The sequence below is a fragment of the Kitasatospora sp. Ki12 genome (assembly GCF_054601375.1).
Genome location: NZ_BAAIHT010000003.1, coordinates 530,121 through 547,299 on the forward strand (window position 1 = coordinate 530,121; position 17,179 = coordinate 547,299).

Consider the following 17,179-nt stretch of genomic DNA (forward strand, 5'->3'; position numbering starts at 1 on the left):
TCGCCGCCCTGGAGGCCGCGCTGACCGGCCTGGTGGAACGGCACGAGGCGCTGCGCACCGTCGTCGCCGCCGGCCAGGACGGCCCGGTGCAGCGGGTGCTGGAGCACACCGGCCCGGTGCTCCGGGTGGTCGAGCCCGGGCAGGGCGAGGCCGGCTGGAGCGAGGAGCGGGAGCGCGAGCTGGCCGAACGGGAGGCGGCCCTGCCCTTCGACCCGGAGCACGGCCCGCTGCTGCGCGCCCTGCTGATCCGCTCCGCACCCGAGCGCGCCCTGCTGGTCGTGGTCAACCACCACCTGGTCGGCGACGCCTGGTCCCGCGCGGTGCTGGTGGAGGAGCTCTGCTCCCGCTACCGCGCGTTCCGCGACGGCGGCCCGGCGCCCGAGCCGCTCACCGTGCAGTACGCCGACTGGGCGCAGTGGCAGCGCGACGAACTCACCGACGCCGCGCTGGCCGAGCCGCTCGGCTACTGGCGCGAGCGGCTGGACGGCGCCCCGCACGTCCTGGAGCTCGCCACCGACCGGCCCCGGCCGGCCGTGCCCAGCCACCGGGGCGGCCGGGTGCACTTCACCCTGGACGCGGCCACCACCGAGGCCGTGGAGCAGGCGGCCCGCGCCGCCCGGGCCACCCCGTTCATGGTCACCCTGGCGGCCTGGCAGGCCGTCCTGATGCGCCACTCCGGTCAGCAGGACGTCGTGGTCGGAGTGCCCACCGCGGGCCGCGACCGGCCCGAACTCGCCGGTCTCGTGGGCATGTTCGTCAACAGCCTGGTGCTGCGCTCGGACCTCTCCGGCGACCCGACCTTCGGCGAGCTGCTCGACCGGGTGCGGGAGACCGCGCTCGGCGCGCTCGCCCACGCCCAGGTGCCCTTCGAACGCCTCGTCCGCGAGCTGCGCCCGGACCGCGACCTCAGCCACGCCCCGCTCTACCAGGTGCAGTTCGGCTACCGGAACGTGCCCGCCCCCGACATCGCCCTGCCCGGCGTGACGGTCGAGCTCGTCGAGCTGGACAACGGCCTCTGTCGCACCGACCTGAGCCTGGAGCTCGCCCGCGACGGCGGACTCACCACCGGCGTCTGCGAGTTCAGCCGGGACCTGTTCGACGACGGCACCGTGCTCGACCTGACCGAGGCCCTGCGCCGGGTGCTCGCCCGCGGCGCCGCCGACCCCGGCCTGCACCTGTCCGACCTGCTCGCGCTCACCCCCGTCGAGCAGGCCCTGCTGGCCTCCGCCGGGGACGGCGGCCCGCTGCCCGAGGACGCGCCGGACGTCGTGACCGCCTTCGCCGAGGCCGTCCGCACCCGCCCCGACGCCGAGGCCGTGCTGCCCGGCGGCCGCCCCGACCAGGCCCTCACCTTCGCCCGGCTGGACGCCCGCGTCGACGAACTGCTCGCCCGGCTGCGCGCCGCCGGGGTCCGCCCCGGCGACCGGGTCGGCCTCTGCCTGCGCCGCGGCACCGACCTGCCCGCCGCCATGCTCGCCGTGCTCCGGGCCGGCGCCGCCTACCTGCCGCTCGACCCCGACTACCCGGCGGCCCGGCTCGCCCACGTGGTCGAGGACGCCCGGCCCGCCGTGGTCCTGGTGCACGGCGCGACCCTGGACGCCGCACCCGACGGCGCCCCGCTGCTGGACCTCGACGCCCCGGCGGCCGAGGCCCTGGAAGCGAACGTCGAGGCGGCGCCGGTGGACCCGGACGCCCCCGCGTACGTCATCCACACCTCCGGCTCGACCGGCCGCCCCAAGGGCGTCGTGGTGCTGCGCCGCAACCTCACCGCCTTCCTGGCGGCGATGGACCGGGTGCTCGCGGACGGCGCCGACAGCGCGGACAGCGCGGAGCCCGCGACCTGGCTGGCCGTCACCAGCGTCTCCTTCGACATCTCCGTCCTGGAACTGCTCTGGACGCTCAGCCGGGGCCACCGCGTCGTGGTCAACCCCGACCCCGGCACCGCGCTGCCCGCCGTCACCACGACGGCGGCCACCCCGGCCGTCCCGGCCGTCCCCGAGTTCAGCCTCTTCTCCTTCGCCAGCGACAGCGCCGGCGCCGAGCCCGGCCCGGACCAGTACCGGCTGCTGCTGGAGGGCGCCCGCTTCGCCGACGCGAACGGCTTCGCCGCCGTCTGGCTGCCGGAGCGCCACTTCCACGCCTTCGGCGGGGCGTTCCCGGCCCCCTCGGTGCTGGCCGCCGCGATCGCCCAGGCCACCGAGCGGATCGGCATCCGGGCCGGCAGCGTGGTGCTGCCGCTGCACCACCCCGTCCGGGTGGCCGAGGAGTGGTCGGTCGTCGACAACCTGTCCGGCGGGCGGGTCGGGCTCTCCTTCGCCTCGGGCTGGCACGCCGACGACTTCGTCCTCGCCAAGGACTCCTACCAGGACCGCCAGGCGCTCACCGTGAGCGGGATCGAGCAGGTCCGGCGGCTGTGGCGCGGCGAGCGGCTCCCCTTCGAGGGGCCCGGCGGCCGTACCGTCGACGTGGCGGTGCTGCCCCGCCCGGTCCAGGCCGAACTGCCGTACTGGCTCACCTCCTCGGGCAACCCGGAGACCTGCCGTACCGCCGGCCGGGTCGGCGCCCGGCTGCTGACCCACCTGCTGGGCCAGAGCGTCGAGGAGCTCGGCCAGAAGATCGCCCTCTACCGCGAGGCCTGGCGCGAGGCCGGCCACCCGGGCGACCCGCACGTCACCCTGATGCTGCACAGCTACGTCGGCACGGACGCGGCCGACGTCCGGGCGCACGCCTGGAAGCCGTTCCGCGACTACCTGCGCAGCTCGGTCGGGCTGATCGAGAACCTGGCCCGCGGCCTCGGCATGGACGTCCGCAGCAGCGACTTCACCGCCGAGGACCAGGAGGCGCTGCTCGACCACGCCTGCGCCCGCTACCTGGGCCACGGTTCGCTGATCGGCACCGCCGAGGAGTGCCTGCCGCTGCTGCGACGGCTCACGGAGATCGGGGTCGACGAGATCGGCTGCCTGGTCGACTTCGGCGTCGACACCGACGTCGCGCTGGCCGGCCTGCCCCGGCTGGCCGAGCTGCGCCGCACCGCGGCCACCACCCCGGCCGCCCCGGCCGCCGCGGCTCCCGCCGAGGAACTGACCGCGCTGATCCGCGCCCACGGCGTCACCCACCTGCAGTGCACCCCCTCGCGGGCCCGCACCCTGCTGGACGAGGCCGACCCGGCGGCCCTGCGCGGCCTGCGGCAGCTGCTGCTCGGCGGCGAGGCCCTCGACGCCGAACTGGTGCGCCGCCTGGCCGGGCACCTCGACGGCCGGATCCGCAACATGTACGGACCGACCGAGACCACCGTCTGGTCCACCACCGCCGAGGTCGACCCGGCCGAGGGCCTGGTCACCATCGGCCGCCCGATCGCCGGCACCACCGTCCGCGTGCTCGACCCGTACGGGCGGCGGGTGCCGGTCGGCGTGCCCGGTGAACTCCTCATCGGCGGCGCCGGGGTGACGGCCGGCTACCTCGGCCGGCCCGAGCTGACCGACGAACGCTTCGTCACCGACCCCGAGTCCGCCGTCCGCGGGTCCACCGACCCGGAGTCCGCCGCCCCGGCCGCCCGGCTGTACCGGACCGGCGACCTGGTCCGCACCCTGGCCGACGGCCGGATCCAGTACCTCTCCCGCAACGACCACCAGGTCAAGATCCGCGGCTTCCGGATCGAGACCGGCGAGGTCGAGGCCGCGCTCACCGCGCTGCCCACGGTCCGCCAGTGCGTGGTCACCGCCTACGGCCTGGGCACCGCCCGGGCCGCGCTCGCCGCCTACCTGGTGCCGGCCGACCCGGCCGCGCCGCCGGCCCCGGCCGAGCTGCGGGCCGCGCTGGCCGGGCAGCTGCCGGGCTTCCTGATCCCGTCCCGGTTCGTCCCGCTCGACGCGCTGCCGCTCACCTCCAACGGCAAGGTCGACCGCTCGGCGCTGCCCGCGCCGGAGTCCGTCCCCGCCGCCGGCCGCGACCGCACCCCGCCCGCCACGCCCACCGAGGAGCGGATCGCCGCGATCTGGCGCGAGGCCCTGGGCGTCGAGGAGGTCGGCACCGGGGAGGACTTCTTCGAGCTCGGCGGCCACTCCCTGCTGGCCGCCCGGATGGTCGCCGGCATCCGCGACGAACTGAACGTGCGGCTGCCGCTGCGCACCCTGTTCGACTCGCCGACCGTGGCCGCCCTGGCCCGGGCCGTGGACGCGCTGGGCACCGGCGGGGCCGCCGAGGCCCCCGCCGAACGCACCGAACTGCTCCCCGACCCGGCCCGCCGCCACGAGCCCTTCCCGCTCACCGACGTGCAGCGCGCCTACTGGATCGGCCGCAGCGGCGCCGTCGGCGGCGACGTCGCCTGCCACCTCTACCTGGAGGTGGACGTCGCCGACGTCGACCCGCTGCGGCTGCAGGACGCCTGGCGGGCCATGGTCCGCCGGCACGACGCGCTGCGCCTGGTCTTCGCCGAGGACGGCACCCAGCGCGTCCTGCCCGAGGTGCCGGCGTACCCGCTGGCCGTCGACGACCTGCGCGAACTGCCGGAGCCGGAGCGGGCCGAGCGGCTCACCGGCACCCGCGCCCGGATGTCGCACCAGGTGCTGCCCGCCGACACCTGGCCGCTGTTCGAGCTGCGCGCCAGCCGGACCGAGGGCTCGGACGTCCGGCTGCACCTGAGCATCGACACCCTGATCGCCGACGGCGGCAGCGTGCAGATCCTGCTGCGCGAACTGCTCGCCGTCTACCAGGGCTCGCTCGACCCCCGCCCGCTCGAACTCTCCTTCCGCGACTACGTGCTGGCCGAACAGGCCCGCCGCGAGGGCCCCGCCCTGCAGCGCGACCTGGACTACTGGCACGGCCGCCTGGAGACCCTGGCGCCCGCCCCCGCGCTGCCGCTGGCGCGGCGCGCCGAGGAGCTGACGCGGACCCGGTTCCGCCGCCGCGAGGCGCACCTGCCCGCCGAGCTGTGGGAGCGGCTGAAGAGCCGGTCCGCGACCGGCCGGGTCACCCCCTCGGCGCTCGCCCTGGCCGCCTACGCCACCGTGATCGGCACCTGGGCGGCGGCCGACCGCTTCACCCTCAACCTCACCCTGTTCAACCGGGTCGGCGACCACCCCGACCTGGCCGCCATGGTCGGCGACTTCACCGCGCTCAGCCTGTTCGAGGTGGACGGCGCGACCGCCGGCCCCTTCGCCGACCGGGCCCGCCGGCTGCAGGACCGGCTCTGGGAGGACCTGGACCACCAGCTGGTCAGCGGCGTCCGGGTCGGCGGCGAACTCGCCCGCCGGCGCGGGGTGGCCGAGGCCGCCATGCCGGTCGTCTTCACCAGCGAGCTCGGCGCCGACGGCGTCGGCGGCAGCGAGGTGCTGCGGGAGCTGGGCGCCGAGGTCGCCCACACCATCACCCAGACCCCGCAGGTCTGGCTGGACCACCAGATCTCCGAGGACGAGGGCCGGCTGCGGCTGACCTGGGACGCCGTCGAGGACCTCTTCCCCGAGGGCATGCTCGACGCCATGTTCGCGGCCTACACCGGGCTGCTCACCACGCTCGCCGAGCGGCCCGAGGCCTGGACGGACCCGCACCTGCCCGTGCTGCCCGCCGACCACGCCGAGGCCTACCGCGCGCTCAACGCCACCACCGGCCCGCTGCCCGAGGGGCTGCTGCACGAGCCGTTCCTCGACCGGGCCCGGACCGCGCCCGAGCGCACCGCCGTGGTCTCGGCCACCGGCACGGTGACCTACGGCGAGCTGGAGCGGGCCTCCGCGGCCGTCGCCCACGCGCTCCGCGCGGCCGGCGTCGCCCCCGGCGAGCTGGTCGGCGTGCGCGCCGACCGGGGCTGGGAGCAGGTCGCCGCCGCGATCGGCGTGATCCGGGCCGGCGGCGCCTACCTGCCGCTGGACGCTGGCCTCCCGGCCGCCCGGGTCGCCCGCTCGCTGGAGCACGCCGGGGCCACCGCGCTGCTCGCCCGGGAGTCCTGGACCCCGGAGGACGCCGTACCCGCCGGGGTCACCCTGCTGACCTTCGAACAGGCCCTGGCCACCCCGGCCGACACCCCGCCGCCCGCGGTGCCGACCACCCCGGCGGACCTCGCGTACGTCATCTACACCTCGGGCTCCACCGGCGACCCCAAGGGCGTGATGATCGACCACCGGGGTGCGCTGAACACCGTGGTGGACGTCAACGACCGCTTCCGGGTCGGCCCGTCCGACCGGGTGCTCGGGATCTCCTCGCTCGGCTTCGACCTCTCGGTGTACGACCTCTTCGGCACCCTCGCCGCCGGGGCCGCCCTGGTGCTGGTCGGCTCCGGCGAGGAGCGCGACCCCGCGCGCTGGTCCCGGCTGGTCGCCGAGCAGCGGGTCACCGTCTGGAACTCCGTCCCCGCGCTGATGGAGATGCTGCTGGCGTACGCCGACGGCAACCCGGCCGCCGACCTGGAGTCGCTGCGCCTGGTCATGCTCAGCGGGGACTGGATCCCGGTCGGCATGCCCGACAACGTCCGCGCGCTCGCCCCCAAGGCCGAGGTGATCAGCCTGGGCGGCGCCACCGAGGCGTCGATCTGGTCGGTGCTGCACCCGGTCGGCGCGGTCGAGCCGGGCCGCCCGAGCATCCCGTACGGCCGTCCGATGCGGAACCAGGGCATGGTCGTCCTGGACGAGGCCTTCCGGCCGCGTCCGGTCGGGGTGGCCGGCGCCCTGTTCATCACCGGCGCGGGCCTGGCCGTCGGCTACCGCAACGCCCCGGAGACCACCGCCCGGGCCTTCCCCCGCCACCCGGTCACCGGCGAACGGCTCTACCGCACCGGCGACCTGGCCCGGCTGCTGCCCGACGGCGACCTGGAGTTCCTCGGCCGCGAGGACTCCCAGGTCAAGGTGCGCGGCATGCGGATCGAGCTGGGCGAGATCGAGTCGGCGCTGGTCCGGATGGACGGCGTGCGGGAGGCGGCCGCGCTGGTCGAGGGCGACGGGCTCGGCGCCCGGCTCGCGGCCTACGTGGTCCGCGAGGCCGCCCGTCCGCAGCCGGCCTCCCCGGCGCCGGGGACAGCCCCGGCGGCCCCGGGCCTGGACGCCGAGCGGGTCCGCCGGCTGGAGGCGCGACTGCGCCAGCCCGGCCGCCGCGCCGACCTGGCTGGCCGTGAGGTGCTGCCCTTCGCCCTGCCGGCCGACACCCTCGACCTGCGCCGGGCCGCCGCCCTGCGCGGCGCCGCTAGCGGCTTCGCCGACGGCCCGGTCCGGCTGACCGACCTGCACGCCCTGCTGACCGTGCTCGCCCGCCAGGACGAGGACGGCGTGCCCCGGTACGCCTACGGCTCGGCCGGCGGCCTGTACCCGGTGCAGACCTACCTGGCCGTCGCCCCGGGCGGGGTCGAGGGCCTGGCCGCCGGCACCTACTACGTCGACCCGGCCGGACCGGCGCTGGTCGCCCTGGACGGTGCGCCGGGCGCGGCGCTGGCACTCGACCCGGCGCTCTACAGCGAGGCCAACCGGCCGCTGATCGACCGGGCCGGCTTCGCGATCCACCTGGTCGCCCGGAACACCGCGATCACCCCGGTCTACGGCGAACTCGCCGACCGCTTCTGCCTTCTGGAGGCCGGGGCGATGGCGCAGCTGCTGCGCCACCGGGCCGCCGACTGCGCGGTCGCGCTCTGCCCGATCGGCGACGTGTTCGCCGAGCCGCTGCGCGGGGCGCTGCTGCTGGAGGACGGCCAGAGCGTGCTGCACACCCTGGTCGGCGGCCGGCCGGCGGGCGCGGCGGCCGAGGAGCCGGAGGCCGGTGCCGACTGGACGCTCGGGCTGCGCGAGGCGCTCGCCGCGCGGCTGCCCGGCTACATGGTGCCGCAGCGGGTGGGGGTGGTCGACGCGCTGCCGCTGTCCGCCAACGGCAAGGTCGACCGGGGGGCGCTGGCCCGGCTGGGCGGCTCCGCCGGGGCACGGGCCGCTTCGGCTCCGTCGGCTCCGCGGGTCGTCCCGGCTCCGACTCCGGCACCCGCGCCGGCCGCACCGCGACCGGTGGCGCTGCCCGCCGGGCTCGGCACGGTGGAGCGGCTCACCGCGCTGTGGCGGGAGGTGATGGACGGCGCGGAGGTCGACCTCGACACCAACTTCTTCGAGGCCGGCGCCAACTCCATCCACCTGGTCCGGGTCCAGCGGCGGATCACCGAGGAGTTCGGACGGGAGCTGTCGGTGGTCGAGATGTTCGACCGGCCGACCATCCGTCACCTCGCCGAGCTGCTGGACCGGCCGGCCCCCGCGCCCGTTCCGGAAGCCACGGAAGCCCCGGCGGCCGCAGCGCCCGTCGCACCGCCCGTCGGCGGCGACCGCGGCCGGCACCACGAGCGGCGCCGCGCCGCCCGCCGCGGTGGCACCGGCACCGGCCCGACCGGCTGACCCGGACGGCCGGTGGCCGGGCCCGGCACCCCGTGCCCGGCCCGGCCACCGGCCCCCGCGCCGCGTCGTCTCACCACCCCGTAAGGAGAAAGCCCGATGTCCACCCACGCCCCCGGGGCCCCGGCCGCCGCGCCGCCGGACCTGCCGGACGCGATCGCCGTCACCGGCCTCGCCTGCCGGTTCCCCGGCGCCCCCGACGCCGGGACGTTCTGGGCCAACCTGGTCGCGGGCCGGGAGAGCATCACCTTCCGCGGTCCCGAGGAGCTGGCCGCCCTGGGCGTGCCGGCCGAGCGGCTGGCCGACCCCCGGTTCGTCGGGGCGGGCGGCGTGCTGGAGGGCCTGGCCGAGTTCGACGCCGAGTACTTCGGCATCCCGCCCCGGGACGCCGAACTGATGGACCCCCAGCACCGGCTGTTCCTGCAGTGCGCGGTGACCGCGCTCGAGGACGCCGGGCAGGCCACCGACCGGGTCGAGGGCGGGGTGGGCGTCTACGCCTCGGCCGGCTTCAACTCCTACCTGTCGCACCACCTGCTGCCCCGCGCGGCGCACCTGGCCGACCGGGCCGAGGTCCAGTGGCTGGCCGCGGGCGACAAGGACTACCTCGCCACCCAGACCTCGTACCGGCTCGGCCTGACCGGCCCGAGCCTGAGCGTGCAGAGCGCCTGCTCCTCCGCCCTGGTCGCGGTCCACCTGGCCGCCGAGGCGCTGCTGAGCGGCGAGTGCGACGTGGCGCTGGCCGGCGCCGTCTCCGCCGGGGTCGGCCAGGGGCTGGGCTACCTGCACGCCGAGGGCGGGATCCTCTCCGCCGACGGGCACTGCCGTCCGTTCGACGCCTCGGCGACCGGCACGGTCTTCGGCAGCGGTGTCGGCGTGGTGGTGCTGAAGCGGCTGGCCGACGCGGTCGCCGACGGCGACACCGTCCGGGCCGTGCTGCTCGGTTCGGCGGTCAACAACGACGGGAACCGCAAGGTCGGCTTCACCGCGCCGAGCCTGGACGGCCAGGTCCGGGTCATCGCGGCGGCCCAGTCGGTGGCCGGGGTCACCCCCGGCGAGGTGTCCTGCCTGGAGGCGCACGGCACCGGCACCGCGCTCGGCGACCGGATCGAACTCGCCGCGCTGGCCCGGGTGTTCGGCGAGGCGCCGGACTCCCGCCGGGTGCTCGGCGCGGTCAAGTCGAACGTCGGCCACCTGGACACCTGCGCCGGGATGGCCGGACTGATCAAGACGGTCCTCGCACTGCAGCACCGCACGCTGCTGCCGACCGTCCACTTCGAGACCCCCAGCCCCGAGCTGGACCCGGGCCTGTTCCGGGTGCTGACCGCGGCCGAGCCGTGGCCCGGCCACGACGGCGCCCGGATCGCCGGGGTCAGCTCCTTCGGCATCGGCGGCACCAACGCCCACCTGGTCCTCCAGGACGCCCCGCCGCTGCCGGCCGCGCCCGCCGGACCGGCGGACGGCTGGGAGCTGCTGCCGGTGTCCGCCCGCACCGAGCCGGCCCTCGACCGGGCCACCGAACGGCTCGGCGCGGCGCTGGCCGCACCCGGGGCGCCCGCGGCGGCCGACGCCGCGTTCACCCTGCAGACCGGCCGCCGGCCCCACCCCTGGCGGCGCACCGTCCTGGCCGGGCCCGGGCGGCAGGACGTGCGCTCCCGGCCCGTCCGGGCCGCCGCCACCGGCCACGGGGTCGCCTTCCTCTACCCCGGGCAGGGCGCCGGCCGCCCGGGCATGGCCGCCGAGCCGTACCGCGCCGAGCCGGTCTTCCGGGCCGCGCTGGACCGCTGCCTGGACGCCCTGTCCCGGTGGACGGCCGCGCCGCTGCGCGCGCTGCTGCTCGACCCGGCCCACCCGGACCTGTTCGACCGGACCGAGGTCGCCCAGCCCGCCCTGTTCGCCGTGGAGCACGCGCTCACCGCGTGGTGGACGGCGCTCGGCGTCCGGCCGCTCGCGCTGGCCGGGCACAGCGTCGGCGAGTTCGCGGCCGCCTGCGCCGCCGGGGTCTTCGAACTGGACGGCGCCGCCCGGCTGGTGGCCGAACGCGGCCGGCTGATGGGCACCATGGCGCCCGGCGCGATGCTCGCCGTCCCGCTGCCCGAGCAGGAGCTGCGCGCACTGCTGGACGACCCGGACGGCCCGGAGCTGGCGGCCGTGAACGCGCCCGACCGCTGCGTCGTGGCCGGCGCCCCCGAGGCGGTGGCGCGGCTGGCCGAGCGGCTGACCGCGCGCGGCGTCGCGGCCCGGCCGCTGGCGGTCCGGCACGCCTTCCACTCCCGGGACGCCGAGCCGCTGCTGGCGGAGTTCGCCCGACTGATGGCCACCGTGCCGGTCCAGGCGCCCGCGCTGCCGGTCGTCTCCGGCCTGACCGGGCGTGAACTGACCGCCGAGGAGGCAAGGTCGCCGGAGTACTGGGCGCGCCAGCTGCGGCACACCGTCCGGTTCGCCGACGCGCTGGCCGCGCTGCCGGGGGACGGCCCGCTGCTGGAGCTCGGCCCCGGCCGGGGCCTGACCGGGTTCGCGGTCCGGACCCTGGGCACCGGCCGGGCGGCCCTGCCGTCGTTGGCCCTGCCATCGTTGGCCCTGCCGTCGTTGGCCCTGCCGTCGCCCGGCCTGCCCTCGCCCGGCCTGCTCTCGGCGGACGGCGCCGAGGCCGGCCAGCCGCCGGCCCGGCTCACCGCGCTGGCCCGGCTGTGGGAGCGGGGCACCGAGGTCGACTGGTCCGCCCTCGGCGAGCGGGCCGGGCGCCGGCACGTCTCGCTGCCGGGCTACCCGTTCGAGCCGGTCCGGCACTGGTTCGAGCCCACCGAGCCCGCCGAGCCCGCCGTCTCCACCCCGCCCGTCGCGCCGGTCGCCTCCGCCGTCCCGGCCCCGGCCGGGGCCGACGACGTGGACCCCTGGCTGCACGTGCTGAACTGGACCGCCGCCCTCCCGCCGGCCGGCACCGGGCCCGTCCCCCGCTCGGTGCTGCTGCTCGCCGACCGCGCCGGGCTCGCCGCGCCGGTCGCCGAGCGGCTCACCGCCGCCGGTGCCGAGGTCACGCTGGTCCATGCGGGCCGTCCGGACGGCACCGGGTTCACCCTCGACCCCGACGACCCCGACCACCCCGACGCCTTCCCCGCGCTGGCCGCCGCCCTGGCCGGTCGCGGCACCCCGCCGGACGCCGTGGTCTCCTGCTGGGCCCTGGACGACCCGCCGCTGGAGCGGGCCACCCCGGCCGAGGCGGCCGACGGCGCCCTGCGCTCGCTGACCGTCCCGGTCCGGCTGGCCCGGGCCCTGGGCGAGGCGTTCCCCGGCCGACCGCCGCGGATGCTGCTGGTCACCGACGCCGCGCACGGGGTGCACGGGCAGCCCGCCCGTACCCCGCAGGCCGCTGTCGGGCTCGGCGCGGTCCGGGTGCTGCCGCAGGAGGTGCCCGGTCTCACCGCGCAGGCGCTCGACCTCGACTGCCCGTCCCGGGAGCCCGCCGAACTGGCGCTCGCCGCCGAGGCCGTGGTGGCGCAGCTGTGCTCCGAGTACGCCCCGGCGCCGCTGACGGCGGTCCGCGGCCGGGCGCACCTGGTGCCCGCCCCGGACCGGCCGGTGCTCACCGACCCGTCCGCGCCGCCGTCCGCCCCGCCGTCCGGCGTGTGGCTGGTCACCGGCGGCCTCGGCGGGATCGGCCTGGCCGTGGCCGGCCGGCTCGCCGAGGACCCGGAGCGGACCCTGGTCCTGCTCACCCGGCGCCCGGTCCCGGACGGGGACGGCTGGCGGAGCCTGCGCCCCTCCGGCGCCGCGCCCGCCGCGAGCTGCCCGCCGGAGCTGGCCGAGGCCCTCGCCGGGCTGACCGCGCACGGCGCCCGGCTCTGCCTCGTCCAGGCCGACGTCACCGACGAGGCGGCGCTGGCCGCCGCGCTCGGGGAGGTCCGGGCCGCGTACGGTCCGGTCGCCGGGGTGGTGCACGCCGCCGGGGTGCCCGGTGGCGGGGTCACCGCCCTGCGGGACGCCGCCGAGATGGCCCGGGTGCTCGACCCCAAGGTGCTGGGCACCGTCCTGCTGGAGCGGCTGACCGCCGTCGACCGGCCGGTGCTGGTGCTCTGCTCCTCGGCGCTGGCGGTCACCGGCGCGGTCGGCCAGGCCGACTACACCGGGGCCAACGCCTTCCTGGACAGCTTCGCCACCGGCACCCGGGCGGCGGTGTCGATCGGCTGGGACCGCTGGTCGCAGACCGGCATGGCCGTCCGCTCCGGCCTGCACGACTGGCTCGACGGCGGCGAGGTGCTCGACCACCCGCTGTTCGACGCCCGCCGCACCGAGCCGGACGGCACGGTGGAGCTGCGGCTGCGCGGCACGGAGCAGACCCGCTGGCCGGCCGAGGAGCACCGGATCGGCGACGTCCCGGTCCTGCCCGGCACCGCGCTGCTCGACCTCGCCGTCGCCGGGCACCGGTTGGCCGTCGGGGACGGTCCGGTCGAGCTGGACGCGGTCTTCACCCACCCGCTGCGGATGCCCGCCGACCGGCCGCCGCTGGTCACCCTGCGGCTGCGTCCGGCGCCCGACGGCGGGCACCTGTGGGAGGTCCGCTCCAGCGCCGCGCCCGCCCGGCCGCACGCCCAGGGCCGGATCGCGCCCCACCGCGGCGACGCCCCCGAGCTCCTCGACGCGGACGGGCTGGCGGCCCGCTGCGCGCCGGTCGCCCCGGCCACCGGGGACCAGCCCGGCGGAGCCAGCGGGCTGCGCACCGGGCCGCGCTGGGAGAGCGTCACCGAGGTCCGCGAGAACGAGGCCGACGGCGAGGCGATGCTGCGGCTGCGCCTGCCCGAGCCGTTCCACGGCGACCTGGCCGCGCACCCGCTGCACCCCGCGCTGCTGGACACCGCCACCGGCGCCGTCACCGCCCGTACCGGCAGCCACCTGCCGGTGGCCTACCGCCGCCTGGTGGTGCTCGGCCCGCTCGGGCCCGACGCCACCGTCCGGGTCCGGCGCCGCCCCGGTGCGGCCGGCGGCACGCTGGTCGTCGACGTGGTCGTCGCCGGTCCGGACGGCACGCCGAGCGTGCTCGTCGAAGGCTTCGTCCTGCGCCCGGCCCCGGCGCACGGCCCGGACAGCGCGGGGGCACCGGCCGGCGGGGCCGAGCAGGGCGGGATCCCGACCCGCGAGGGCCTGCTGGCGTTCGACCGGATCCTGGCCAACCGTCACCTCCCGCACGTCCTGGTCAGCCCCCGCGCGGCCGGGCACACCCCGCCAACCTCCGCCACCGTGGCCGCGCCGCCGGAGGCCGGACCGGCCGGCCCCGAGGAGCTGGAGGAGCGGATCGCCGCGGTCTGGTCCCGCCTGCTGGGCGTCCCGGACATCGGCCCCGAGGACAGCCTCTTCGAGCTCGGCGGCGACTCGCTGCTGATCGTCCAGATCACCGGCGAGCTCCAGCGGCTCGGCCTGGCCGTCTCTCCCGGCGACCTCTTCGCCCACCCCACCGTCGGGCAGCTCGCCGCCCGGCTCCGCGCGGACCGCGAACCGGCCGCCGGGCCCGCGCCCGACACCACCGCCCCGCCCACCGCACCCGCCGGCCCCGACCCGGCCCCGCCGCAGGAGCCGCGCGAGGCCTTCGCGGACGCCGACCTCGGCGCAGACGACCTGGCCCGGGTACTCGCCCTGTTCCGGTCAGGAGAGGACAGCAATTGAACGACATCGAGGACATCTACCCCCTCTCGCCCACCCAGGAGGGGATGCTCTACCACAGCACCACCTCCCCCGAGCACGGCCTGTACGTCGAGCTGACCACCTTCCGGGTGCGCGGCGAGCTGGACCGGGCCCTGCTGGGCGCGGCCTGGCAGCGGGCGATCGCCCGGCACCCGGTGCTGCGCACGGCCTTCGTCCGGGAGCGGATCCGCACCCCGCACCAGGTGGTGCTGCCGAAGGCCGAGCTGCCGATCGAGTTCCGCGACCTGACCGGCCTGGACGAGGCGGCCCGCGAGGCGGCCGTCGCCGAGGAGCTGGAGCGGCGCGCCCGCGAGCGCTTCGACCTGACCCGGCCGCCGCTGATGCGGCTGCTGGTGCTGCGCCTGCCCGGGGAGCACCTGGTGGTGTGGACGTACCACCACCTGCTGCTGGACGGCTGGTCCGCCGCGCTGCTGCTGGCCGAGGTGACCGCCGGGCTCTCGGCCGGCACCGCCGAGCTGCCCGCGCCGCCCGCCTTCCGCGACTACATCGCCTGGCTGGGCCGTCAGGAGCCGGAGCGCGACCGGGCGTTCTGGACGGGCTACCTGGCCGGCTACCGCGAGCCGGCGGCGCTGAGCCTGCCCGGGACGCGTCCGGGTGCCAAGCCGTCCGGCGGGTTCCACACCGTACGGGCCGAGCTGCCCGCCGCGGCCCTCGGCGCGCTCCGGCGGCTGGCGGCCGCCGGCGCCACCACGCTCAGCGGCCTGGTCGAGGCCGCCTGGGCGGGCACGGTCGCCCGCCACTCCGGCCGCGACGACGTGGTGGTCGGGGTGACCGTCTCCGGGCGTCCGGTCGGCCTGGACCGGGTCGAGCAGATGCTCGGGATGTTCATCAACACGGTCCCGGTGCGGGTGCGGATCGACCGGGAGCTGCCCGGCGACGCCTGGCTGGCCCGGCACGCCGCCACCCGCCACCCGGTGCTGGACCACCAGCACACCGCGCTGACCGACATCCAGCGCTGGGCCGAGACGGCCCCCGGCGTACCGCTCTTCGACACCGTCGTGGTGGTCGAGAACTACCCGGACCGGACCGAGGCGGTGCTCTCCCACGGCGCGGTCACGGTGGACGACGTCCGCTACGAGACCCGGACCAACTACCCGGTCACCCTGGTCGTCCGGGCCGCCGCCGAGATGCAGCTGCAGGCCGTGGTGGACACCGGCCGGATCACCCCGGAGGAGGCCCGGGCGCTGCTCGACCACGTCGTCGCGGTGCTCACCCGCTTCGCCGCCGAGCCGGGCCGCCCGGTCGGGGAGCTGCTGGCCGTGCCCGAGGCGGTCCGCGCCCGACAGCTCGACACCTGGAACGGCAGCGAGATCGACCGCACCGAGCCGGCCGCGCTGCTGGCCGCTCTGATCGACGGGGCGGTCCGTACCCGGCCCGATCACCCGGCCGTGGTCGACCAGCAGAACCGGTACGGCTACCGGGAGTTGGACCTGCGCGCCGACGCGCTGGCCCGGCGGCTGGCCGGGCACGGGGTGCGCCCGGGCGACCGGGTGGGCATCTGCCTGGGCCGGGGCGCCGACCTGGTCACCGCGATGCTGGCGGTCGCCCGGGCCGGGGCCGCGTTCGTCCCACTCGACCCGGCCCACCCGGCGGAGCGGATCGCCCTGGTCCTGGCGGACGCCGAACCGGCCGTGGTACTGGTCGACGCCACCGGCGCGCCCGCGACGGCCGGCTGGGCGGGCACCGTCCTCGACCTCACCGTCCTCGACCTCAGCACCGTCGACACCGGCACCGAACTCCCCGGCGCCCAGCCGGACGGCCTCGCCTACCTGATGTTCACCTCCGGCTCCACCGGCCGCCCCAAGGGCGTCGCCGTCGGCCACCGGGCGCTGGCGAACCTGGTGGACAGCCTGGCCCGCCGCCACCCGGGCCTGGACGCCGGCACCCGCTTCCTCGCCCTCACCACGCTCGGCTTCGACACCTCGCTGGCCGAGCTGCTGGTGCCGCTCGCGGTCGGCGGCACCGTCCACGTCGGCGGCCAGGCCCTCGGGCTGAGCGGCCGCGAGCTGGACCGCTACACCGTCGAACACGGCATCACCGCGCTCCAGGCCACCCCCTCCCGCTACCGGGCGCTGCTGGACTCCGGCTGGCAGGGCGCCGGCCGGCCCCGGCTCTACAGCTGCGGCGAGGCCTTCCCGGCGGACCTGGCCGCTCCGCTGGCCGAGCGCGGCTCCTCGGTGTGGAACATGTACGGCCCGACCGAGACCACGGTGTACTCCAGCGTCGAGCCGATCACCGCCGGCACCACCCGGGTCACCGTCGGCCGGCCGATCTCCAACACCGTGCTGCACGTGCTGGACACCGTCGACGGCGCCCTGCTGCCGGTCGGCTGCGTCGGCGAGCTGTGCATCGGCGGCGACGGCGTGGCCCAGGGCTACTGGCGCCGCCCCGGACTGACGGCGGAGCGGTTCGTCACCGACCCGTTCACCGGCGGCCGGATGTACCGCACCGGCGACCACGCCCGCCGCCTGCCCGACGGCAGGATCGAACTGCTCGGCCGGATGGACCGTCAGCTCAAGCTGCGCGGCTACCGGATCGAGCCCGGCGAGATCGAGCAGGTGCTGCTCGCCCTGCCCGCGGTGGCCGGCGCCGCGGTCGCCGTCCGGGAGGGCCGGCTGGTCGCCTGGGTGGTGCCCGCCGACCGGGACGCCGCGCCGGACGCCCCCGGGCTCCAGGCCGAGCTGCGCCGCACGCTGCCCTCGTACATGGTCCCGGAGGCGGTCGCCGTCCTCGCCGAGCTGCCGCTCACCCCGGCCGGCAAGACCGACCTGCTCGCCCTGCCCACCCCGGCGCAGTTCGCCGCCGAGGCCGCGCCGGCCGCCCGACCCGCCGGCGCCGCGGACCACGAGGCGCTGGTGACCCGGCTGTTCCGCGAGGTCCTGGCCCTGCCGGAGGTCGGTCCGGACGACGACTTCTTCGAGCTGGGCGGCGACTCGCTGCGCGCCCTGCGGCTGGTCTCCCGGCTGGAGGCGGAACTCGCGTGCGAGCTCGACATCGAGCTGCTCTTCGACGCCGCCACCGTCCGCGAGCTGACCGCGGCCCTCGGCGAGGCCCTCGGCGCCACCGGCCAGTGACCCGACCGGCGTCCCGGCCGGCCCCGGCCGGGACGCCCCCGCACCAACCACACCGATTGGACATGA

3 protein-coding genes are annotated in these 17,179 nt (G+C 77.6%); all 3 read left to right on the forward strand.

The genetic code is table 11. The features are described 5' to 3' along the window. Positions 1–8: 8 nt before the first annotated feature. The 3 genes from ACYP53_RS32975 to ACYP53_RS32985 all read left to right on the forward strand — a co-directional run bounded on the left by ACYP53_RS32975 (position 9) and on the right by ACYP53_RS32985 (position 17,113). Positions 9–8,348, forward strand: a complete 8,340-nt coding sequence (locus ACYP53_RS32975) for an amino acid adenylation domain-containing protein (protein ID WP_459650943.1) — start codon at positions 9–11, stop codon at positions 8,346–8,348. Between the two features lie 96 nt (positions 8,349–8,444). Next, positions 8,445–14,000, forward strand: a complete 5,556-nt coding sequence (locus tag ACYP53_RS32980; protein WP_459650135.1) for a type I polyketide synthase — start codon at positions 8,445–8,447, stop codon at positions 13,998–14,000. After that, positions 13,997–17,113 (forward strand): non-ribosomal peptide synthetase, encoded by a 3,117-nt coding sequence (locus ACYP53_RS32985; protein ID WP_459650136.1) that lies wholly within the window; start codon positions 13,997–13,999, stop codon positions 17,111–17,113. The genes ACYP53_RS32980 and ACYP53_RS32985 overlap by 4 nt, the downstream gene beginning before the upstream one ends. The last annotated feature ends 66 nt before the right edge of the window (positions 17,114–17,179 follow it).

Bases quoted from the DNA above. Each gene is read 5' to 3' on its own strand.
- ACYP53_RS32980 (WP_459650135.1), top strand. From the start codon at position 8,445: ATGTCCACCCACGCCCCCGGGGCCCCGGCCGCCGCGCCGCCGGACCTG.